We start from the raw sequence: 21719 nt of genomic DNA on the forward strand, positions 1-21719 counted from the left end.
GGGGTTAATCGTCGAGGCGCTCTTCGAGTTGGCGCACTTCTTGGGCGAGCTTGTCGAGGAACTGCATACGGCGCATCAGGCGCTCGGCCTGGTCGCGCTGGGCAGCTACATCCCAACAGGCGGCGAAGTCCTCGTTAAGGGTGTCCTGGGCAGCCTTCAGGCGCTTTTTGAACACCGCGACACCCTCGAGGTCGGCTTCGTCCTGCAAGTCTTCGAGTTCTTCGCGCCACTGCATCTGCTGCAACAGGAAGTCAGGGTCGTGAACGGTGACTTCCTGAGGCACCTCATGGCCACCGATGGCCAGCAGGTAACGCGCACGACGCGGTGCACTGCGCAAGGTCTGGTAGGCATCGTTGAGCGCCGCGGACTTTTCCAGGGCAACGCGCTGCTCACGCTCGGAAGCGTCGGCGAAGCGATCAGGATGGACCTCGCGGGCCAGCTCGCGGTAACGCGTGGCAAGCCGCTCCAGGTCCAGCTTGAAGCCCGGTTGCAGGTCGAACAGAGCGAAATGACAGAGAGTACCCACGGCCCGCCTCAGACGTTGAAGCTTTCGCCGCAGCCACACTCACCGCGCACGTTGGGGTTGTTGAACTTGAAGCCTTCGTTCAACCCTTCCTTGACGAAGTCCAGCTCGGTGCCGTCGAGATACACCAAGCTCTTGGGGTCGATGATGACCTTCACGCCATGGTTCTCGAACACTTGGTCTTCGTCGGCCAGCTCGTCAACGAATTCCAGCACGTAGGCCAGGCCCGAGCAGCCGGTGGTGCGCACGCCCAGGCGAATGCCCTCACCTTTGCCGCGCCCGTCGAGGGAGCGGCGAATGTGGTTGGCGGCGGCTTCTGTCATGCTGATAGCCATCGGAACTCCTTACCTCGCGGCGACTTAGATCAAGCCTTTTTTTTGCTTGTAATCGCGTACGGCAGCCTTGATGGCATCCTCGGCAAGTACCGAGCAGTGGATCTTGACCGGCGGAAGTGCCAGCTCTTCGGCCAACTGGGTGTTCTTGATGGTTTCGGCTTCGTCCAGGGTCTTGCCCTTCATCCACTCGGTAGCCAGGGAGCTGGAGGCGATGGCCGAACCACAGCCGTAAGTCTTGAACTTGGCGTCTTCGATGACGCCTTGCTCGTTGACCTTGATCTGCAGACGCATCACGTCACCGCAGGCCGGCGCGCCGACCATGCCGGTCCCGACATCCGGGTCCTCGGCATTCATCTTGCCGACGTTGCGTGGGTTTTCGTAGTGGTCGATGACCTTTTCACTGTATGCCATGGTGCAATTCCTTCCTCATCAGGGAGCCGCTCTTGCCGGCGACTGCTTAGTGGGCGGCCCACTCGATCTTGGAGATGTCGACGCCGTCTTTGTACATGTCCCACAGGGGCGACAGCTCACGCAGCTTGTTCACGGCTTCGCAGACTTTCTGCGCCGCATAGTCGACTTCTTCTTCGCTGGTGAAGCGGCCGAAAGAGAAGCGAATCGAGCTGTGCGCCAGTTCGTCGTTGCGGCCAAGGGCACGCAGGACATAGGACGGCTCGAGCGAAGCGGAGGTGCAGGCCGAACCGGACGAAACGGCGATGTCCTTGAGCGACATCAGCAGCGACTCGCCTTCGACGTAGTTGAAGCTCAGGTTCAGGTTGTGCGGCACGCGGGCAGTCTGGCTGCCGTTGACGTACAGCTCTTCGAGGTCGGAGACCTGCTTGAAGAAGCGCTCGCTCAGGGCCTTGATACGCAGGTTCTCGGCAGCCATTTCCTGCTTGGCGATGGCGAAGGCTTCGCCCATGCCGACGATCTGGTGGGTCGGCAGCGTACCCGAGCGCATGCCGCGCTCATGACCGCCACCATGGATAATGGCTTCCAGACGCACGCGAGGCTTGCGGCTGACATACAGCGCGCCGATACCTTTAGGACCGTAGGCTTTGTGGGCCGAGAACGACATCAGGTCAACTTTCAGCTTTTGCAGATCGATCTCGACCTTGCCGGCCGACTGGGCGGCATCGACGTGGAACAACACACCACGCGAACGGGTCAGTTCACCAATCGCGGCAATGTCGTTGATCGAGCCGACTTCGTTGTTCACGTGCATCAGCGAGACCAGGATGGTGTCGTCACGCAGCACGGCTTCGACCATGGCTGGGGTAACGATGCCGTCTTCGCCTGGCTCGAGGTAGGTGACTTCGAAACCTTCGCGCTCGAGCTGGCGAGCGGTGTCCAGGACCGCCTTGTGCTCGATCTTGGAGGTGATGATGTGCTTGCCCTTGGTCTGATAGAAGTGCGCCACGCCTTTGAGGGCCAAGTTATCGGACTCGGTGGCACCGCTGGTCCAGACGATTTCGCGCGGGTCGGCGTTGATCAGCTCGGCAACCTGACGGCGACCGTTTTCCACGGCTTCTTCAGCTTTCCAGCCGAACACGTGGGAGCGCGAGGCCGGGTTACCGAAGTTCCCGTCGACCAGCAGGCAGTCGGCCATTTTTTGGGCAACGCGCGGGTCGACCGGGGTGGTCGCGGAGTAATCGAGGTAGATCGGCAACTTCATTGAGTATCTCCTATCAGGCGGTGGCGTCGCTCATCGCGGCTAATTCAGTCGACGGCGGACGTCTCAATCTTGTCCAGCTGTGCGGTACGGCCCGCGACGCGGCGCAGGTCCTGGCGCTGGGCGACTTCCTGCACCTCACGGCGCACGACGAGGTCGGCCAGGCTGATGCCACTGAGAAATTCATGGATCTGCTGGCTCAGATCGCACCACAGGTGGTGAGTCAGGCAGGTATCACCGGCATGGCAATCCCCCAGGCCCTGGCAACGGGTGGCATCGACCGATTCGTTGACTGCATCGATGACCTGGGCCACCTGGATGGTTTCCATACCGCGCGACAGCTGGTATCCGCCGCCCGGGCCGCGCACGCTGGAAACCAGGCTGCTGCGGCGCAGCTTGGCGAACAGCTGCTCCAGATAAGAGAGGGAAATGCCCTGGCGCTCGGAAATATCGGCCAAAGACACCGGCCCATGCTGCGCGTGCAACGCCAGATCAAGCATGGCGGTCACGGCGTATCGGCCTTTGGTAGTCAGTCGCATGGCGTATGGTTACCACGGGAGTTACAGGATGTGTGCGAGTATGCGATTCCCGAGCATTTAAGTCAACTATTAGACCTAGTGCTTTAGTCGGGTAAGCATGCGGAAGGCGGGCGCGAGTGTAGCAGACAAGGGGCGCGAGCACACGCCCCTTGTATCGGCAAGACGCAATCAGTGCGGCTGAGTGTCGCCCTGCTTGGCCTCGGCGCAGGCCTCGGCAAACTCGTCGGCGGGTAGCGCGGGCAGCTCCTTGGCGCAGTAGTCACTGCCCATGCGGGTCAGCGCGCCACACATGCCTTCGAGGCGTTCATCGACTGCCTGCAAATGGTCGAGCATCTGGCCAATGGCCCGCGCCACCGGGTCAGGCATGTCACCGCTGACGCCATAGGCGTCGAAGCCGATCTTCTCGGCCATTGCCTTGCGCTTGGCTTGCACCGCGTCATCTTCGTGCTTGACGATGATACGCCCTGGAATACCCACCGCCGTAGCGCCTGCCGGTACCGCCTTGGTGACCACGGCATTGGAGCCGATCTTGGCCCCGGCGCCGACGGTGAACGGACCCAGCACCTTGGCACCAGCACCGACCACCACACCGTTTTCCAGGGTTGGGTGACGCTTGCCCTTGTTCCAACTGGTGCCACCAAGCGTGACACCCTGATAGAGCGTCACGTCATCACCGATCTCGGCGGTTTCGCCAATCACGATACCCATGCCGTGGTCGATGAAGAAACGCCGACCGATGGTCGCACCCGGATGGATCTCGATCCCGGTCATCCAGCGCCCGAAGTTGGACACCAGCCGCGCCAACCACTTGAAGTCGCGGCGCCACAGGGCATTACCCAGGCGGTGCAGCCAGATGGCATGCATGCCCGGATAGCAGGTCAACACTTCGAAGGCATTACGCGCTGCCGGGTCACGGTGGAACACACTCTGGATATCTTCACGCAGACGTTCGAACATCGATCAGTCCTTCTTCTTATGCGGCTCACCCCGGGCGACCTTCTGGGTCTCGGTGAGGATGCCGCGCAAAATACTCATTTCCGTACGCTCTACCGAACTGCGCCCGTACAGCCGGCGCAGGCGAGCCATCAGGTGCTTGGGCTTTTCAGGATCGAGGAAGCCGATACCCACCAGGGTTTGCTCCAGGTGGTCGTAGAATCGCTCCATCTCATCCAGGGTCGCCAGTTCGCAGGCGTCGTCCTTCACGGCTTTCGACGGCTCGCCCTGAACTGCCAGCCAGGCCATGCGCACCTCGTAGGCGAGCACCTGGACTGCGGCAGCCAGATTCAGCGAGCTGAAGTCGGGATTGGAGGGGATGTGCACGTGAAAGTGACATCGCTGCAGCTCGTCGTTGGTCAGGCCTGCGTGCTCGCGACCGAATACCAGGGCGATTTCCTCACCGCCAGCGGCACGCTCGACGGCCTTGCCCGCACACTCGCGCGGATCGAGCAGCGGCCAAGGGATGCTGCGCTCGCGGGCGCTGGTGCCAATCGCCAAGCTACAGCCGGCCAGCGCCTGCTCCAGGGTTTCGACCACCACGGCGGCGTCGAGCACATCGTCGGCGCCCGAGGCACGGGCGCGGGCGTCCGCAGCAGGGAAATCCAGTGGCTGGACCAGCACCAGGCGCGACAGGCCCATGTTTTTCATGGCACGTGCAGCGCCGCCGATGTTACCGGGGTGGCTGGTATTGACCAGAACAACACGAATATTCTGCAACAAGGTGTTGAGCTCACGGATACAGAAGAAGGGGCGAATGATCTTACAGAACCGACGGGCGTAACGCCACGAATGCGCATGTCACCCTTCTGCCGAGGCAGATTTCTGATAGACTAGGCGGCTTTCCTCTTTAACATCCCAGGTGAAACGCCCATGCAGCCTATGCTGAATATCGCCCTGCGCGCCGCTCGCAGCGCCAGTGAACTGATTTTCCGCTCCATCGAACGCCTGGACACCATCAAAGTCGACGAAAAAGAAGCCAAGGACTACGTGTCCGAGGTGGATCGCGCTGCCGAGCAGACCATCGTCAATGCCCTGCGCAAGGCCTATCCGAACCACTCCATCCTGGGTGAAGAGACCGGCCTGCATGCCGGTACCGGTGAAGAAGGCAAGGATTACCTGTGGATCATCGATCCGCTGGACGGCACCACCAACTTCCTGCGTGGCGTTCCTCACTTCGCCGTGAGCATCGCCTGTAAGTATCGCGGCCGCCTTGAGCATGCCGTGATCGTCGACCCGGTCCGCCAAGAAGAATTCACCGCCAGCCGTGGCCGTGGCGCCCAGCTCAATGGCCGCCGCATTCGCTGCAGCGCGCGCAACAGCCTTGACGGCGCCCTGCTGGGCACCGGCTTCCCGTTCCGCGATAACCAAATGGCCGACCTGGACAACTACCTGGGCATGCTCCGCGCCCTGACCGGCCAGACCGCAGGCATCCGTCGCGCCGGTTCCGCCGCCCTGGATCTGGCGTACGTGGCCGCTGGCCGCTTCGATGCCTTCTGGGAGTCGGGCCTGTCCGAATGGGACATGGCTGCTGGCGTATTGCTGATCCAAGAAGCCGGTGGCCGAGTCAGCGACTTCAAAGGTGGCCACGAATTCCTCGAGAAGGGCCACATCGTCGCCGGCGGCACCAAATGCTTCAAGGGCGTGCTGATCGCCATCCAGCCGCACCTGCCCGAACACCTGAAGCGCTGATTGCCTCAGGTACAAAAAAGCACCCCTCGGGGTGCTTTTTTTGTACCTCACAGCCGCAGCGCGGCGATCACTGCCCCGCCTGATTCTGCCCAAGAATCAGTTTGCCGTTCTTGTCCAGCGGGATAGTCGAGCCCGGCTCGTGATCCATCTTCACCTTGCCCACCTGATCACCAATGGAATAGGTGACGTTGTAGCCCACCACCTTCTCACTGACATCGTTGACCGTGTTGCAGCGCGTCTGCGTGGTGGTGTAGGTATCGCGCTCCTGCATGTACTCCTGGGCCTTGTTGCCCGCATAACCACCGCCTACGGCGCCTGCCACGGTGGCGATCTTCTTGCCAGTACCCCCACCGATCTGATTACCCAGCAGGCCACCGGCCAGCGCACCGACCACGGTGCCTGCGATCTGGTGCTGGTCCTTGACCGGCGCCTGACGGGTCACCGCGACGTCCTTGCACACTTCGCGCGGCGTCTTGACCTGTTGCTTGATCGGCTGCACGTCGGTGACCTGGGCATATTCAGGCCCCTTGTTCACCAAGCTGTAGGTCGCCACAGCACCTCCGGCGGTGACACCGACAGCACCCAGAACCGCACCCACCAGCATTGATTTATTCACGTGAAACCTCCTGATCTTCCTTGCGGGTTCCAGCCCGCCTTATTCCCAGCCTTGGAGTAAAAAAAAAGGCGCGAGTTCACACTCGCGCCTTTCTTTACGCCCAGCGGCGTAACAGGAACCTTACGGACGGTCGTCCGCACCCTCGGTCTTGGCCGGTGGGATCAGGTCTTCGCTGTTCAGGTTCAGCCAGATCAGCACCACGTTGGCGATGTAGATCGACGAGTAGGTACCGGCCATCACGCCGATGAACAGCGCCAGGGAGAAACCGAACAGGTTGTCGCCACCGAAGAACAGCAACGCGGCGATTGCCAACAGGGTCGAAACCGACGTGGCGATGGTGCGCAGCAGGGTCTGGGTGGTCGAGACGTTGATGTTCTCGATCAGCGAAGCCTTGCGCATCACACGGAAGTTTTCACGCACCCGGTCGAACACCACGATGGTGTCGTTGAGCGAGTAGCCGATGATCGCCAGCACCGCCGCCAGCACCGTCAGGTCGAAGGTGATCTGGAAGAACGACAGGATACCAAGGGTCACCACCACGTCGTGGATCAGCGAGATGATCGCGCCCACGGCGAACTTCCACTGGAAGCGGAAGGCCAGGTAGATAAGGATGCCGCCCAACGCCAGCAGCATGCCCATGCCGCCCTGGTCGCGCAGCTCTTCACCCACCTGCGGGCCGACGAACTCGACGCGCTTGACGGTGGCCGGGTTGTCGCCGCCTGCCGCCTGCAAAGCGGTCGCGACCTTGTTACCCAACTGTGGATCATCGCCCGGCATGCGCACCAGCAGGTCGGTGGTGGCGCCGAAGCTCTGCACCACGGCCTCATGGAAGCCCGAGCCAACCAGCTCGGTACGGACCTTTTCCAGATCCGCAGGGCGCTCGTAGGTCAGCTCGATCAGCGTACCGCCCGTGAAGTCCAGGCCGAAGTTCAGGCCCTTCTGCCACCAGCTGAACAGCGCCAGCACGGTGAGGAGCACGGTAATGGCGAACGCGACATTGCGCACGCCCATGAAATTGATGGTTTTCATCGCAGCTCCCTCAAACCCACAGCTTCTTGATGTCACGCCCGCCACAGGTCAGGTTGACCATGGCACGGGTCACCATGACGGCAGTGAACATCGAGGTGAAAATCCCGAGGGACATAGTGACCGCGAAGCCCTTGACCGGGCCGGTACCCATGGCGAACAGGATACCGCCCACCAGCAGGCTGGTCAGGTTGGCGTCGATGATCGCGGTGTAGGCGCGGTTGAAACCTTCGTGAATGGCGCGCTGCACCGACATGCCAGCTTTGAGCTCCTCGCGGATACGCGAGAAGATCAGCACGTTGGCATCCACCGCCATACCCATGGTCAACACGATACCGGCAATACCCGGCAACGTCAGGGTCGCGCCGAGCAGCGACATCAGCGCCAGCAGCAGCACCATGTTACCCGCCAGGGCGACCGTGGCGATCACGCCGAAGCCGCGGTAGATGGCGATAATGAACAGCGACACGAAGAGCATGCCCCACAGGGACGCGTCGATACCCTTGGTGATGTTGTCGGCACCCAGGCTAGGGCCGATGGTGCGCTCTTCGGCGAAGTACATCGGCGCGGCCAGGCCACCGGCACGCAGCAGCAGCGCCAGCTCGGACGATTCGCCCTGGCCGTTCAGGCCGGTGATGCGGAACTGGCTGCCCAGCGGCGACTGGATGGTCGCCAGGCTGATGATCTTCTTCTCTTCCTGGAAGCTCTGCACGGCAACGTCTTTCTCGACGCCATCGACAGTCTGCTTGACGTAGCGGGTGATCGGCTTCTGCTCGATGAAGATCACCGCCATGCTGCGACCGACGTTGCTGCGAGTAGCGCGGCTCATGAGCTCGCCGCCGTGACCGTCGAGGCGGATGTTCACCTGCGGGCGACCGTGCTCGTCGAAGCTGGCCTGGGCGTCGGTGACCTGGTCACCAGTGATGATCAGACCGCGCTCGACCGCAGCGGAACGGCCACCTTCACGGAACTCGAACACCTCGGAAGTCGCTTTCGAAGCGCCAGGCTCGGCACCGAAGCGGAACTCGAGGTTGGCGGTCTTGCCGAGAATACGCTTGGCTTCGGCCGTGTCCTGCACGCCCGGCAGCTCGACCACGATACGGTTGGCGCCTTGGCGCTGTACCAGCGGCTCAGCCACACCCAGCTCGTTCACACGGTTGCGAACGGTGGTGAGGTTCTGCTTGATCGAGTATTCGCGAATCTCGGCGACCTTGGCCTGGGTCAACGCCAGGCGCAGCACCGCAAGCTCGTTGCGCTCGGTGGTGGTCAGGTCGAAATCATTGAAATTCTTGCGGATCAGGCTGCGCGCCTGTTCGCGGGTAGCATCGTCGGCGAAGCCCAGCATGATGCCGCCATCCTGCTGAGGCAGGCTGCGGTAGCGGACGCGCTCTTTGCGCAGCAAGGTCTTGACCTCGCCTTCGTAGACTTTCATGCGGGCCGTCATGGCCTTGTCCATGTCCACTTCCAGCAGGAAGTGCACGCCACCGGACAGGTCCAGGCCCAGCTTCATTGGGCTGGCACCCAGGTTACGCAACCACTGCGGCGTGGTCTGGGCCAGGTTCAGGGCTACGACGTAATCATCGCCCAGCGCCCTGCGCACCACATCCTTGGCAGGCAGTTGGTCTTCCTGGCGGTTCAGGCGGATCAAACCGCTGCCCTTCTCGCCCAGGCTCGCACCCTTGACGGTGATGTTGGCATCGGCCAGCGCCTTGCTGACGCGATCGAGGTCTGCCTGGCTGACATGCAGGGCAGAACTTGCGCCGCTGATCTGCACCGCCGGATCATCCGGATAGAGGTTGGGTGCGGAATAAATGAAGCCGACCGCCAGTACCAACACGATCAGCAGGTATTTCCACAGAGGGTATTTGTTCAGCATCACGCCGCCCGTTCAAGACGCGGGGCGCTTTGCGCGCCCCGACTGGAAAAATGAAACCGGTAACTCAGATAGCCTTGAGCGTACCTTTTGGCAGGGTGGCCGCAATGGCACCCTTCTGGAACTTCAGCTCGACGTTATCCGACACTTCCAGAACCACGAAGTCATCCGAGACTTTGACGATTTTGCCGGCGATGCCGCCGTTGGTGACCACTTCGTCACCTTTTTGCAAGTTGCCGAGCAGGTTCTTCTGCTCTTTGGCACGCTTGGCCTGCGGACGCCAGATCATCAGGTAGAAGATGACCAGGAAACCGACCAGGAAGATCCACTCGAAGCCAGTACCGGCGGGGCCGGCGGCGGGGGCTGCTGCGTCCGCGTAGGCGGCGGGAATCAAGAAGCTCATTGGGCACTCCTAATGCAATATTTTCTAATAATGGATGCGGACAATCAGTCCAAAGGCGGCACGGCAAGCCCGCGTTTGGCGTAGAAGGCGTCGACAAAGGCGGCCAATTTACCCTGTTGAATAGCCTCGCGTAAACCGGCCATCAAGCGCTGGTAATGGCGCAAGTTGTGGATGGTATTCAGCATGCTGCTCAGCATTTCGCCGCATTTATCCAAGTGATGCAGATAGGCGCGGGAGAAGTTGGTGCAGGTATAGCAATCGCAGGTCGGATCCAGCGGCGAATCATCGTGACGATGGAACGCGTTGCGGATCTTGATCACCCCTGTGTCGATGAACAGATGCCCGTTGCGCGCGTTGCGCGTGGGCATCACGCAGTCGAACATGTCGACGCCGCGGCGCACACCCTCTACAAGATCCTCCGGCTTGCCTACCCCCATAAGGTAACGAGGTTTGTCAGCGGGCATCTGCCCCGGCAGGTAGTCGAGCACCTTGATCATCTCGTGCTTGGGCTCGCCCACCGACAGGCCGCCGATGGCCAGCCCGTCGAAGCCGATATTCTCCAGCCCTTCGAGCGAGCGCATGCGCAGGTCCTGGTACATGCCGCCCTGGACGATACCGAACAGCGCCGCGGTGTTGTCGGCATGGGCGTTCTTCGAGCGCTGGGCCCAGCGCAGCGACAGCTCCATCGAGGTGCGCGCGACATCGTGCTCGGCCGGATACGGGGTGCACTCGTCGAAAATCATCACCACGTCCGAGCCCAGGTCGCGCTGGACCTGCATGGACTCTTCCGGGCCCATGAACACTTTCGAACCGTCCACAGGCGATGCGAAGGTCACACCCTCTTCCTTGATCTTGCGCATGGCGCCCAGGCTGAACACCTGGAAACCACCGGAATCGGTGAGGATGGGGCCTTTCCATTGCATGAAGTCGTGCAGGCCGTTGTGCTTCTTGATCACCTCGGTGCCTGGGCGCAGCCACAGGTGGAAGGTGTTGCCCAGGATGATCTCGGCACCGATCGCTTCGATATCACGCGGCAGCATGCCCTTGACCGTGCCGTAGGTGCCCACCGGCATGAATGCCGGGGTCTCGACGGTGCCACGGGGGAAGGTCAACCGACCCCGACGGGCCTTGCCGTCGGTGGCCAGCAGTTCGAACGACATTCGACAGGTGCGACTCATGCTTGATCCTCTGGGCCGCGTGGCGCCGGATTGCGGGTGATGAACATGGCATCACCGTAACTGAAGAAGCGGTACCCGTTATCGACCGCTGCGGCGTAGGCAGCCATGGTCTCGGGGTAACCGGCGAAGGCCGAGACCAGCATCAACAGCGTGGACTCCGGCAGGTGGAAGTTGGTGACCAGGCAATCGACCACGTGAAACGGGCGCCCCGGATAGATGAAGATGTCGGTATCGCCGCTGAACGCCTTGAGTACGCCATCGCGCGCCGCGCTTTCCAGCGAGCGCACGCTGGTGGTGCCCACCGCGATCACCCTGCCGCCACGGGCACGGCACGCCTGCACCGCATCGACCACGTCCTGGCTCACTTCGAGCCACTCTTTGTGCATGGTGTGGTCTTCGATCTTGTCGACCCGCACCGGCTGGAAGGTGCCAGCGCCCACGTGCAGGGTGACAAAGGCCCGCTCGACGCCCTTGGCCGCGATCTTGGCCAGCAACCCTTCGTCGAAGTGCAGGCCGGCGGTCGGCGCCGCGACGGCGCCTGCGCGCTCGGCGTAGACGGTCTGGTAGCGCTCGCGGTCGGCGCCCTCGTCGGGGCGGTCGATATAGGGCGGCAACGGCATGTGGCCGACGCGCTCCAGCAGCGCCAGCACCTCTTCGTTGAAGCGCAGCTCGAACAACGTGTCATGGCGTGCGACCATCTCGGCCTCGCCGCCACCGTCGATGAGAATCTGCGTGCCCTCTTTGGGCGCCTTGCTGGCGCGCACGTGGGCCAGCACCCGATGGCTGTCGAGCACGCGTTCGACCAGCACTTCGAGCTTGCCGCCAGAGGCCTTCTGGCCGAACAGCCGCGCCGGGATCACCCGGGTGTTGTTGAACACCATCAGGTCGCCGGGGCGCAGGTAGTCGAGCAGATCGGGGAATTGCTTGTGGGCAAGCTCGCCGCTGGGGCCATCGAGCACGAGCAGGCGGCTGCCGTGACGCTCGGCCAGAGGGTGGCGGGCGATGAGGGAGTCTGGGAGTTCGAAGGAAAAATCGGCGACGCGCATGATGATGTTCGGTTCGACAGGGCCGGGAAGTTTAGCCCAACGCATGAAAATTGACCATGAAAGCCGATTGACCGACCTCACGAGCCTCTCTATACTGCGCGCCACAAGCCCTGATGGCGGAATTGGTAGACGCGGCGGATTCAAAATCCGTTTTCGAAAGGAGTGGGAGTTCGAGTCTCCCTCGGGGCACCAATACCTGTACGTAGCCGTCCAATGACGGCCACGCAACACCCAAAAAGCCCGCTAACTGCGGGCTTTCTGGTTTCTGGGGCTTCCCTCGCATCCGTTTTTCTGTGCGACTCGGCCCATCTCACCTGCTGGGAACACCGTTTCGACGCCAGAGCAGGCCTGTCCGCGCCAAAGGCGGCCTACCGGCTAATGCCCATCAGTTAAACCTTCGCTGCATTCCACTCCCAGACCGTGCAAGCCGGCATTCAAAGCGCTCACGCAGACTGTGTAGGAGCGGCCTTGCGCCGCGAAAGGGCCGCAAAGCGGCCCCATTGGCTTAACTGACCTGCACTAGCCTACAGGCCCCACAAGCACGCGAGATCAGCCTAGGCTCAGTTCGCCTGTGGCAAGGCCTGGACCTTCTCCGGTGGCTTGATCGAGCCGATGTACACGGCAAAGATCGTCAGCAGCGCACCGCACATCTGCAACGCCGAGCTGGCCTTGCCCAGGAAGGTCACGTCGATGAAATACGTGATCACAGGTTCAAGCAGCAGGATCAATCCAGCCAGGCCCAGGCTGATGCTGCCAATCGAACGGTTGACCAGCATCCACCCCACGAACTGCACCAACACCCCGTAGATGATCAGCATCACCCACGTCTGGCCATCGGCGATCGCCAGGCTCTCGCCGTTGACCACCGCGTAGGCCAGCAGCACCAGGGCAGCCCAGATACTCAGGTTGAGCATCTGCGCGACCTTGTCACCGCCGCCGTCAGGCAACTGCGTGTTGACCTTCAGGAAGTACACGCAGATGGCGTAGGCAAGGCCCGACAATATGCCATACACCACGCCTTTGATGCCGACCGCACTGGTCATTTCCGGGACCAGCAACAGATACAGCCCAACGAACGCGAGGGTAATGGAGATCAGGAAGTAAACCGAAGGCCGTTCCTTGAGCAAGTACATGCCCAACACGGTCATGAAGAATACCTGGCAGTTGGTCAGGATCGAGCCAATGCCCGGCCCTACCACATAGATACTCTGGTGCCACAGCACCAGGTCGATCGCCAGGAACACCCCTGCCAGCCCGGTGTACAGTTGCGCGCGGTAACTTTTCAGCAGGACCGGAATCCGCCGCACCTTGAGCAACAGGAAAAACAGCACCGAGGCGAACAGCATTCGGTAGAAGCCTGCACCGCCAGCGCCGATGTTGGCGAACGCCACGGCCAACGCCGAGAGGCTGAGCATCAACCCACCGACCGTCAGTTCGACAATCGCACGCTTGTTATTGATCGACATGGGCAACTCCATTGATGAATTCCAGCGTATCGGCCTCATGCCCCGGCGTACTGAACGTGGCGTGCTCCAAGACCTGCTGCATCGCCTCCAGAATGATATCCAACCCGTTCTGGAACACCTGCTCGGGGATATTCAGCGCAGGCATCAGTTTGAGCACCTGATCCTTCGGCCCGCAGCGCTCAATGATAAGTCGGCGCGCGAAGCACGCACGCATGACTTCGGCTGCCATTGCCGGCTCATTGAACTCGATCCCGTAGAACAGGCCGCGCCCGCGCACCTGCTTGATGTGCTGTGCGAAGCGCACGGTCAGCTCGGCCAGCCAATCTTTCAAGCGCGCCTCGGTGGCCTGGATATGCTCGATCAGGCCCTCATCGCTCCAGAACGCCTGCAACGTCTTGGTCGCCGCCACGAATGCCACGGTATTGCCGCGGAACGTGCCGTTGTCTTCACCCGGCGCCCATTGATCCAGCTCTGGACGGTGCAGCAGCAGCGCAAGCGGCAGGCCGTAGCCGCTGAGGGACTTGGACAGGCAGACCATGTCCGGGACGATGCCAGAAGGTTCGAAGCTGAAGAACGTACCGGTACGGCCACAGCCCGCCTGGATATCGTCGATGATCAACAGAATTGCGTGTTCGGCGGTCAGCGCGCGCAAGCGCGTCAGCCACTGGCTGGAGGCAACGTTGATACCGCCCTCGCCCTGTACCGTTTCAACGATCACCGCAGCCGGCAAATCCATGCCGGAACTGTTGTCGTTGAGCAGGCGCTCGAAGTACGCAATCGAGTCCAGACCCTCCAGGTAATCGTCGTAGGGCATGCGGAACACATAAGGGTCGATGCCCGGCTGACGATTATCACGATTGCCGGTCAACCCAAGGGAGGTACTGGACATGCCATGGAAGCCATTGGTGAATGCCACCACATGGCGCCGCCCGGTCACCTTGCGCGCAAGCTTGATGGCAGACTCGACCACACTGGTACCGGTGGGCGAGGTGAACTGCATCTTGTAAGGCAATGCCCGCGGCTCGAGAATCAGCTTGCGGAAGTTGAAGATGAACGCCTGCTTGGCCCGACTGTGCATGTCCAGTGCGGCTTGAATGCCGTCACGTTGCAGGTAGTCGATCACCGCAGCCTTTACGGCTGGCGGGTTATGCCCGTAATTGACCGAACCGGCACAGCTGAGAAAGTCGATGTACGAGCGTCCCTTGAAGTCGTACAGGTGGCTGCCTCGCGCTTGATCGAAGATCACCGGAAAGCTTCGGCAGTAACTGCGTGCCTGCGACTCTACGTTTGCAAATATGCCTAATTCATCCATTGCCGATGCTTCCATTGCCGCCTACTCACACAAAATATTGATGACCGTTCTTTGTCGCCGTCGCTCAGGCGATTTTTTCCGCAGTGCCGGCGTAGCCCAACTGCTCGTTGAGCGAATTGAAAATGTCGCGCGCACGCAGCGACAGCAGGCTGAATGAGCCGGCATCGCCATAGCCGTGTGAGGATTCGCACAGCCCGTTGAGGTAGAGCGCGGGCATGTCGTGGCCTTTGCGCGGCTCCAGGCGGTAGTCGCGACCGATGCGAATCACGCCATCGGCGCTGCATTCCAGGTGTGCTGCAACTCCCTGCAGAAGCGCCGGGAACGGCTCGTCCTGCGCGCCGGTGCCCAGGTTGCGGAAGCCGGTGGCCAGGACAATCGCATCCAGCCCTTGAATATGCTCGACCGCTTGCTCCTGCACGCTATGCAGAACCACGGTATGGCCCTCGGCGGTGGGCAGGCAGGCCTGGATTTCGCTGAGGTTTTTGATGGTCACGCGCTCTTTGCCCTGCAACTTGTCCTCGTACATACCCACGTACAACTCGGAAATCACATCCGCGTCGGCAGCCGAATAGTTGGTGTAGTGCAGGTGGCGGTTGATGTTCTTCTTGGCGGCAGGGGAGCTGTTGTAGTACTGGTCCACAAATTCCGGGAAGTACACATGCTCGCTGAACTGGCTGGTGTCCTTGAGACGGAAGCCATAGCCGCGCTGGATATTGATGATCTCAAGTGCCGGGTAACGGTGGCGCAGGTGCAGGATAATCTCGATTGCACTCTGGCTGCCGCCCACCACTGCCACGCGTTTCAACTCGCCCTGCGCATCCAGTTGCGCAAGCCGCGTGAGGTATTGCGTGAGGTGGAAGACCCGCTCTGGTGCGCAGTCGGCGAACGCTGCCGGGATCACCGGTGTGCGCCCAGGGGCCACCACCAGGGCGCGTGCAAGGAACTGACTGCCGGCCTCGGTGACAATGCGATACAGGCTGCTGGCCGGATCGTAGCTGACCGCAACCACGGTCTGGTTGTAGGCCACTTCACGGGAAAAGAACCCAGCGACCCAGCGCACGTATTCCGCGAACTCGCTACGCAGCGGGAACTCGAGCCCCAGGTTCAGATGCTCGAACAGGCGGTTGTTCTCGAACAGGAAGTTGGTGAAGGTGTAGCGGCTCCGCGGGTTACGCGGGGTAACGAGGTCGCGACTCGGATGGTTCTGGATATCACTGCCTGCCAGCATCATTTCCGGCTGCCAACGGGTACCGTCCTGACGCTCCAGGAACAGACGGCTGCCGCTAAAGCCCAATTCTTCAAGCGCAATGGCCAACGCAATATTGGCCGGCCCGAAACCGATACCGATCACATCATAAACGTGCTGATCAGCAGCACTCACACTACGGATGCTCATGTTCCCTTCCCTGTTGGACAGATAACGCCATAACCGGCAAACAGAAAAGTGCCCCGCGCTTTTCCATTTGCCGCAATTTCTAATTTTTTTGAGGTCTGCTTCGTTTATTCGCGTTGCGCTTCAAACTTCGGCCGCTGCTTTTTTCAGCCACTGCTGAACCGGGCCGTAAGCCAGTACCTGGTCCACATAACTTTGCAGCTGCGCCGGCACGCTGATGCCATAACGGCGCAAGCGGAACACCACAGGGGCGTACATCGCGTCCACGATGCCGAATTGGCCGCAGAGGAACGTGCTGGACTTGCTGGCTGCGCGCAGGCCACCCCAGATGTCGAAGATCCTGGCGATTTCTGCCTGGGTGTCCTCGGTCAACGGGCCAGCATCGTCGCCAGTACCCAGGCCGAACGACATCTGCGTGCGCAGGTGGGTGAAGCCAGCGTGCATTTCCGCAGCGGCGGCGCGCGCCAGCGCACGAAGCTGGGCATCCTGTGGCCACAGGTTGGCATTGGGGTGGGTTTCGGCGATGTACTCGCTGATGGCCAGGCTGTCGTTGATCACGACGTTACCCAGCAGTAGCGCCGGGACTTTGCCCGAAGGTGAGTACTGGCCAATCTGCTGGGGTGTATCGGGCTGCTCCAACTTGACCTGAACCGTGTCGAATACAGCGTCCGCCGTCACCATTACCAGCCACGCACGCAGCGACCAGGAGGACTTGTTGAAGTCCCCGATAACCAGTTTGTCCGTCATATCCTTTCCTAGCGCTTTTTGTGAAATAGGTGCTAACTTTATGGCCGCTTTTTTCAGCCGTATTGCACAAAACTGGACAGGTCATGGAAAAGACAGACGGCCTAAAAACCCCGCCCAAGGGTAAGGACTTCGTGCACTTCTGGCGTATTCCCGAAGGCAACTGCGAACTCTTGTCAGCGCGCTACACCACCCAGTCGTTCGGTCGGCACTCACACGACCGCTATGCCATTGGGGTAATCAGCGGCGGGGTGGAAAAACTCTACTACCGCGGCGGCTATGCCTTGGGTGGGGTTGGCAGTGTGGTCACCATCACCCCAGGCGAAATACATGACGGCTTGCCCGGCCACGACAATGGCTGGATGTACCGGATGCTCTACCTGGATCCCGACTGGGTTAACCGAGCGGTGTTCCAGGGGCGGGTGGTCAGCGATCACATCCACCTGTTTCAAGAGGCGCTCAGCTGCAATCCGGGCTTTGCCCAAACCTTCCTGCAACTGCACCAACTGATCGAACAAACGCCACCGGGCTTGCAGCGCGAATCCATCCTGCTGGAGCTGGTGTGCCAGGTTTTCGAACGCAGCGGCGCCCCCGTTCTGTCAGCCCGGCCCTCCGAGAAACAGGCGGTCAAACGGATCAAACACAAGCTCGAAGACGAGTTCGACCAGGACATCCCCCTGGAGGCCTTGGCTCAATTGGTCGACCTTGAGCCGCTGTACCTGATTCGCGTGTTCAAGAAGCACGTGGGTGTGTCGCCGCACAGCTATCAGATTCAAAAGCGCATCGCACATGTTCAGAAGCTGCTGCGTGCTGGTGCCAGCCTGGCAGAGGCGGCCTGTACCAGTGGCTTCTTCGATCAAAGCCATATGGCGCGAGCGTTCAAGAAAGTAGTGGGCATGACGCCTGGGAGTTTTCGCAACAGCAGCGGTTTGCGCACCTCCACCTGAGGCTTTTGCCAATCACGCCACGCTACCGACAGCCCCGGCCACCACCACCCGGTTACGCCCCGCGCTCTTGGCCTGGTACAACGCCATGTCTGCCTCGTGTAGCCAGGCATCGGCACTGTCCAGATGCGCCCCACACGCCGCCACGCCGATGCTCAGGCTCAGGCGCAACTGCGGCAAGGCCGCAAACCGCTGTCCTTGCACCGCCTCGCGCAACCGCTCCAGAATCACCCTGGCCTGCGCGGTGGTGGTCTGCGGCAAGAGCACGCAGAACTCATCCCCGCCATACCGCGCCAACGGGTCGCTCTTGCGCAGATAGGCCGGCAGCATCGCGCTCAACGTGCGCAGGATTTCGTCCCCCACCAAATGGCCATGCCGGTCATTGATGTGCTTGAAATGGTCGATATCGATCAGCGCCAGGCAATCTGCTCCATCGCCGCTGCCGTTACGCTGAAACGCCTTGAGCAGCAGTTCCTTGCAGGTGCCGTGGTTCATCAAGCCGGTCAGGCTGTCGGTCTGGCTGAGCCGCGCCAGTGCGCGCTTGTGCTGGCCCAACTGCACCGTCACCTGATAGCAGATCAGACCGATGGCCATCGGGTAGATGAACAAGATCGGCAAGCAGGCCAGCATCTGCGCCTGGGTTGTATCGGGAAACAGTGGCGCTGCGCCTAGCCACAACGCCAGCACGATGCCGAGCGCTTGCGCTGCCAGAGTCTTGAACAGCATGTGCCAGCCGCCAGCAGCGATCTTGTCCATCGCGATCATCGACAGGATGATCACGCTCGGCAGCGGGTTCAGGCCCATGGCACCGGCCCAGCAACCACCGGCGAAACCATCGAAGATCAGGTTGCGCTGTTCAGCCTTGAACGGTTGAGCCGACCTGCGAGCGATCAGGAAAGCCGCATGCGGCCACACAAAGCCGTGGGCCAGCAACAGCGCCCACACCCACCACGGCGGCTGCTGCGGCCAGAGGCCGATCAGCACGCAGAAAAAGCCGAGCCCGGTGCCAATGGCCCGGGGCGGGTACATGCGTCTGGCGAATGAGAGGCCACTGCCCCTGCGCTGGTTCATCGCGGGTCACCGAAAGGGAAAACGGTCCTTGGAGAAGCACCGGACAGGCGACAGGGCCAGTAGGTGCGCTGCGGTTCGGCGATACGGCATTCTGCCACCAGTAAAATCGCCCTGACAAACCGTCCTGACGAAAAACATGAACCAAACAACTAACGTTTTCGTAGAGTGCCGCAACCGGCCCTTGTGCGGCTAAGCTGAACCTCACTGTTCAAGGACGAAGAACGCATGCAGCTAACCTATCGCCCCGCCCGCACGGCCGACATCCCGACCATCTGCTGCTTCCCACAAGGCCCGGATGAGTTGTTTTACATGTTTCCCAAGGCCACTTACCCCCTGACACCGGCACAACTGAGCGCGGCGATCGCACAGCGCAGCGGCTCGACGGTGGTGGAAGGTGAGGGCGTGATCCTGGGTTTTGCCAATTTCTACAAGGCTGAGCACGCAGGCGTGTGCGCCTTGGGTAATGTGGTGGTGGCCTCGGCCGCACGCGGCCGCGGGGTGGCGCGCTACCTGGTACACAGCATGATTGCGCTGGCCCGCGACGAGTTCGCGGCGCGGGAGGTTTGGGTGTCGTGTTTCAACCATAACACCGCCGGGCTGCTGCTTTATCCACAGCTCGGTTTCCAGCCGTTCGCGATAGAAGAGCGTCAGGCACCGGATGGTCGTCGGGTCGCGTTGGTCCAGATGAAGCTGTGCCTCGACTGAGACGGACGCGACCTGGAAAACGCACCGGACGCCGTGAGCTTTTTTCGCCAGACACAGGCGAAAACCTTGAAACACTCCTCGACCAGCCACACCGAACCTTAGCTGACGCGCGGCGTCCGAAGCACATCGATGCTTCGAGGTTCACATCACGTGAAAGCCCTACTTCTGCAAAAGCTGCGCCTGGTCCACAAAACCATCGGCTACATCGGCTGGTCACTTTTCTGGCTGCTGATCTGGGACGTGCTGGTCACCATCGACTTCATGCTGTTCTTCAACAGCAAATTCAGCCTGCCGCTGATCCCGCTCACCCTGCTCGGCTCGGCGCTGGTGGTGCTGGTGAGCTTTCGCAACAGCAGCGCCTACAACCGCTGGTGGGAGGCGCGCACACTTTGGGGGGCGTTGGTGAACAGTTCGCGCAGCTTCGCGCGGCAGGTACTCACACTGGTCGACGATACTGACGACGGGCTGAACCCGGTCAAGGCCACCTTGCTGCGTCGGCATATCGCCTATGTGAACTGCCTGGCGGCGCACCTGAAGCACGAAAAGTGCCCGGACGAACTCATGGCGTTCATCCCGCCGGACGAGTTCGAGCGGCGTAACCGCTCCAACAATTTCGCCAACGATATCCTCAGTGGCTCAGCGGCGTTGCTGGCACGCGAATACCACGCCGGGCGGCTGGACAGCATTCGCCTGGCGCGGCTGGAATCGACACTGGTGGATTTGTCCAACGCCCAGGGCGGCATGGAGCGTATCGCCAACACACCGCTGCCCTACCCCTATGTGTACTTTCCACGGCTGTTCATCACACTGTTCTGCCTGATCGTGCCGGTGGGGCTGGTGGAGTCGTTGGAGTGGTTCACGCCGCTGGCCTCCACCGTAGTAGGCTTCATGTTGCTGGCGATCGAGCGGATCGGCACGGACCTGCAGAGCCCATTTCGCTTCAGCGAACACCAGATCCCGATGGACAGCATCTGCGAGACCATTGAGCGCAACCTGGAGTCGATGCAGCGCGAGGCGCAGTGTGGCAACCTGGTCAAAGGCCGATGAGCGGCCATCAGGCCCGCCCATAGCGCTGGCGCAGTCCGTCACGCAAGACGCGATGCCTGGTACTACTGCCCAGGGCTGAGCACACGCTCAAGCTCCGCGGCGCGGTCCTTGGTCATGTCCATGAGGCACACGGCGCCCTCGATGCGGCGAACGCTGCCATCGCTCAAATGGCCATGAAAGGCGCAATTGCCGTCGCGATAGCTGATCCAGCTGCGCTGCACCTCACGCAGGGCTTTTTGTTGGGACCCGGCAAGCTTGGCCATCAATTGCGCATAGACGCGGTTCAAGCGTGCGTCCTGCAACTGGGTCTCGGCCTGGATGCAGGCCCCCATTGCCGCAGTGCTGGAGGCATTGTCCATGCACTGGGTATAGCGCGAGGAATAGTCATCGGCGTGGGCCGTGGCGAGGGCCAGCACGGCACTGCCGGCGAGCAGCGAACGTAGGCGCATGGTTGCTCCTTTGCAGAGGGAAACGCAGGCCAGACTAACAGCCGGCACAACATCAAGCCCATGGAAACGGACGACACGACATAGTGGAAGATTCTGTCAGCGCCCAGGCGGAGCGCGTCAACGACAAAACCCGATCACAGCACCTGCCGTTGCGCCGGAGGCATCACGACCTTGTGCGGGTCGAAGCGCAACGCAGGCATTTGCGTGCCGGCGTAGAAGGCCACCCCCAACGCCGCCATCAGCGCCACGTCGAACCAGCGCCAGCCCGGTACGTCCGCCGCCCGTCGGGCCTTCCAGCACCACCACCCCTGCCCTGCGCAGAACACCAGGATCGAGCCCAGCCACAGGTAGAAGCCGGCACCGAACCCGGTGACATCCTGGAACGCGTAGCTTTGGCTGTCGGGCAAGCGCTCGATGCCTAGGCTGGAAAACGCCAGGTACAACGCCAGCAACCCACACATCAACGCCAGCCAGCGGAACCGCCGATGGGCCAGGATGCCAAGGGCCAGCAGCGGGTTGGCGAACCATTGGTACAAGCCAAAGGCGATGCCCCACGGGCCATACAACAGCATCTGCAAGGCCGGCATATGCCAAGCCCCCATCAGCGCCGCGTCGAAACACAGGCTCAGCAGGTACAGCAACAGGCTGAACGTCAGATAAAAAGCAAGCAAGGCTACGGACCTGATCGAGCGGAA

24 protein-coding genes and 1 tRNA gene are annotated in these 21719 nt (G+C 61.3%); 5 read left to right on the forward strand and 20 right to left on the reverse strand.

Annotation, left to right across the window (positions count from 1 at the left end; translation table 11 throughout):
- Positions 1 to 4 precede the first annotated feature (4 nt).
- From hscB to trmJ, 7 genes are all read right to left on the reverse strand, one after another.
- Positions 5 to 526, reverse strand: coding sequence for a co-chaperone HscB (gene hscB / locus FEM01_RS08060; RefSeq protein WP_138218905.1), 522 nt, complete (start codon positions 524 to 526; stop codon positions 5 to 7).
- An 8-nt stretch (positions 527 to 534) separates the two neighbouring features.
- Complete coding sequence (iscA, locus tag FEM01_RS08065; RefSeq protein ID WP_003248536.1) at positions 535 to 858, reverse strand: iron-sulfur cluster assembly protein IscA; 324 nt, start codon at positions 856 to 858, stop codon at positions 535 to 537.
- A gap of 24 nt (positions 859 to 882) precedes the next feature.
- Complete coding sequence (gene iscU, locus FEM01_RS08070; protein WP_003248539.1) at positions 883 to 1269, reverse strand: Fe-S cluster assembly scaffold IscU; 387 nt, start codon at positions 1267 to 1269, stop codon at positions 883 to 885.
- 46 nt (positions 1270 to 1315) lie between these two features.
- Positions 1316 to 2530, reverse strand: a complete 1215-nt coding sequence (locus tag FEM01_RS08075; RefSeq protein ID WP_138218906.1) for an IscS subfamily cysteine desulfurase — start codon at positions 2528 to 2530, stop codon at positions 1316 to 1318.
- A gap of 44 nt (positions 2531 to 2574) precedes the next feature.
- Positions 2575 to 3066 carry a Fe-S cluster assembly transcriptional regulator IscR gene (iscR, locus tag FEM01_RS08080; RefSeq protein ID WP_138218907.1) on the reverse strand — a complete coding sequence of 164 codons (492 nt, stop codon included), beginning with the start codon at positions 3064 to 3066 and terminating at the stop codon, positions 2575 to 2577.
- A 168-nt stretch (positions 3067 to 3234) separates the two neighbouring features.
- Complete coding sequence (cysE, locus tag FEM01_RS08085; protein WP_138218908.1) at positions 3235 to 4023, reverse strand: serine O-acetyltransferase; 789 nt, start codon at positions 4021 to 4023, stop codon at positions 3235 to 3237.
- A gap of 3 nt (positions 4024 to 4026) precedes the next feature.
- Positions 4027 to 4782: a tRNA (cytosine(32)/uridine(32)-2'-O)-methyltransferase TrmJ gene (trmJ, locus tag FEM01_RS08090; RefSeq protein ID WP_138218909.1), complete on the reverse strand. Its 756-nt coding sequence runs from the start codon at positions 4780 to 4782 to the stop codon at positions 4027 to 4029.
- Positions 4783 to 4932: 150 nt separating this feature from the next.
- On the opposite strand from trmJ, the gene suhB reads away from it, so the two are divergent.
- The gene (gene suhB / locus FEM01_RS08095; protein ID WP_138218910.1) at positions 4933 to 5751 is read left to right on the forward strand and encodes a type III secretion system regulator SuhB; all 819 of its coding nucleotides are present in this window, start codon (positions 4933 to 4935) and stop codon (positions 5749 to 5751) included.
- A 67-nt stretch (positions 5752 to 5818) separates the two neighbouring features.
- Here the strand turns inward: suhB and FEM01_RS08100 are convergent, their stop codons facing one another.
- The 6 genes from FEM01_RS08100 to queA form a co-directional block, all read right to left on the reverse strand.
- Complete coding sequence (locus FEM01_RS08100) at positions 5819 to 6367, reverse strand: glycine zipper 2TM domain-containing protein (RefSeq protein ID WP_138218911.1); 549 nt, start codon at positions 6365 to 6367, stop codon at positions 5819 to 5821.
- A 120-nt stretch (positions 6368 to 6487) separates the two neighbouring features.
- The gene (gene secF, locus FEM01_RS08105; protein WP_138218912.1) at positions 6488 to 7396 is read right to left on the reverse strand and encodes a protein translocase subunit SecF; all 909 of its coding nucleotides are present in this window, start codon (positions 7394 to 7396) and stop codon (positions 6488 to 6490) included.
- A gap of 10 nt (positions 7397 to 7406) precedes the next feature.
- A complete protein-coding gene (secD, locus tag FEM01_RS08110) occupies positions 7407 to 9269 on the reverse strand; it encodes a protein translocase subunit SecD (protein WP_138218913.1) in 1863 nt (620 codons plus the stop codon).
- Positions 9270 to 9333: 64 nt separating this feature from the next.
- Positions 9334 to 9669 (reverse strand): preprotein translocase subunit YajC, encoded by a 336-nt coding sequence (gene yajC / locus FEM01_RS08115; protein WP_138218914.1) that lies wholly within the window; start codon positions 9667 to 9669, stop codon positions 9334 to 9336.
- Between the two features lie 44 nt (positions 9670 to 9713).
- The gene (tgt, locus tag FEM01_RS08120) at positions 9714 to 10829 is read right to left on the reverse strand and encodes a tRNA guanosine(34) transglycosylase Tgt (RefSeq protein WP_171030928.1); all 1116 of its coding nucleotides are present in this window, start codon (positions 10827 to 10829) and stop codon (positions 9714 to 9716) included.
- Between the two features lie 14 nt (positions 10830 to 10843).
- Positions 10844 to 11893: a tRNA preQ1(34) S-adenosylmethionine ribosyltransferase-isomerase QueA gene (queA, locus tag FEM01_RS08125; protein ID WP_138219114.1), complete on the reverse strand. Its 1050-nt coding sequence runs from the start codon at positions 11891 to 11893 to the stop codon at positions 10844 to 10846.
- 107 nt (positions 11894 to 12000) lie between these two features.
- On the opposite strand from queA, the gene FEM01_RS08130 reads away from it, so the two are divergent.
- Positions 12001 to 12085: transfer RNA gene (locus FEM01_RS08130), tRNA-Leu, on the forward strand.
- Between the two features lie 368 nt (positions 12086 to 12453).
- Here the strand turns inward: FEM01_RS08130 and FEM01_RS08135 are convergent.
- From FEM01_RS08135 to FEM01_RS08150, 4 genes are all read right to left on the reverse strand, one after another.
- A complete protein-coding gene (locus tag FEM01_RS08135) occupies positions 12454 to 13359 on the reverse strand; it encodes a DMT family transporter (RefSeq protein WP_138218916.1) in 906 nt (301 codons plus the stop codon).
- Entirely contained in the window at positions 13346 to 14671 is a 1326-nt protein-coding gene (ectB, locus tag FEM01_RS08140) for a diaminobutyrate--2-oxoglutarate transaminase (RefSeq protein WP_138218917.1), read from the reverse strand. Before ectB ends, FEM01_RS08135 begins: the two co-directional genes overlap by 14 nt.
- A gap of 64 nt (positions 14672 to 14735) precedes the next feature.
- Positions 14736 to 16067 (reverse strand): lysine N(6)-hydroxylase/L-ornithine N(5)-oxygenase family protein, encoded by a 1332-nt coding sequence (locus FEM01_RS08145; RefSeq protein WP_138218918.1) that lies wholly within the window; start codon positions 16065 to 16067, stop codon positions 14736 to 14738.
- A 120-nt stretch (positions 16068 to 16187) separates the two neighbouring features.
- Positions 16188 to 16811 (reverse strand): glutathione S-transferase family protein, encoded by a 624-nt coding sequence (locus FEM01_RS08150; RefSeq protein ID WP_138218919.1) that lies wholly within the window; start codon positions 16809 to 16811, stop codon positions 16188 to 16190.
- 83 nt (positions 16812 to 16894) lie between these two features.
- Between FEM01_RS08150 and FEM01_RS08155 the strand changes: the two genes are divergently transcribed.
- Positions 16895 to 17755, forward strand: a complete 861-nt coding sequence (locus tag FEM01_RS08155; protein ID WP_138218920.1) for an AraC family transcriptional regulator — start codon at positions 16895 to 16897, stop codon at positions 17753 to 17755.
- 12 nt (positions 17756 to 17767) lie between these two features.
- Here the strand turns inward: FEM01_RS08155 and FEM01_RS08160 are convergent, their stop codons facing one another.
- The gene (locus tag FEM01_RS08160) at positions 17768 to 18823 is read right to left on the reverse strand and encodes a diguanylate cyclase (RefSeq protein WP_138218921.1); all 1056 of its coding nucleotides are present in this window, start codon (positions 18821 to 18823) and stop codon (positions 17768 to 17770) included.
- Positions 18824 to 19048: 225 nt separating this feature from the next.
- On the opposite strand from FEM01_RS08160, the gene FEM01_RS08165 reads away from it, so the two are divergent.
- Positions 19049 to 19528 carry a GNAT family N-acetyltransferase gene (locus tag FEM01_RS08165; protein WP_138218922.1) on the forward strand — a complete coding sequence of 160 codons (480 nt, stop codon included), beginning with the start codon at positions 19049 to 19051 and terminating at the stop codon, positions 19526 to 19528.
- Positions 19529 to 19678: 150 nt separating this feature from the next.
- Positions 19679 to 20575, forward strand: a complete 897-nt coding sequence (locus FEM01_RS08170) for a bestrophin family protein (protein WP_138218923.1) — start codon at positions 19679 to 19681, stop codon at positions 20573 to 20575.
- Positions 20576 to 20637: 62 nt separating this feature from the next.
- On the opposite strand, the gene FEM01_RS08175 is transcribed toward FEM01_RS08170, so the two are convergent.
- A complete protein-coding gene (locus tag FEM01_RS08175; RefSeq protein ID WP_138218924.1) occupies positions 20638 to 21024 on the reverse strand; it encodes a lysozyme inhibitor LprI family protein in 387 nt (128 codons plus the stop codon).
- Between the two features lie 134 nt (positions 21025 to 21158).
- On the reverse strand, positions 21159 to 21695 hold the full coding sequence (locus tag FEM01_RS08180) for a hypothetical protein (protein ID WP_138218925.1): 537 nt from the start codon (positions 21693 to 21695) through the stop codon (positions 21159 to 21161).
- Between the last annotated feature and the right edge of the window lie 24 nt (positions 21696 to 21719).

The sequence above is a fragment of the Pseudomonas mosselii genome, assembly GCF_005796105.1.
Lineage (GTDB): Bacteria > Pseudomonadota > Gammaproteobacteria > Pseudomonadales > Pseudomonadaceae > Aquipseudomonas > Aquipseudomonas mosselii_C.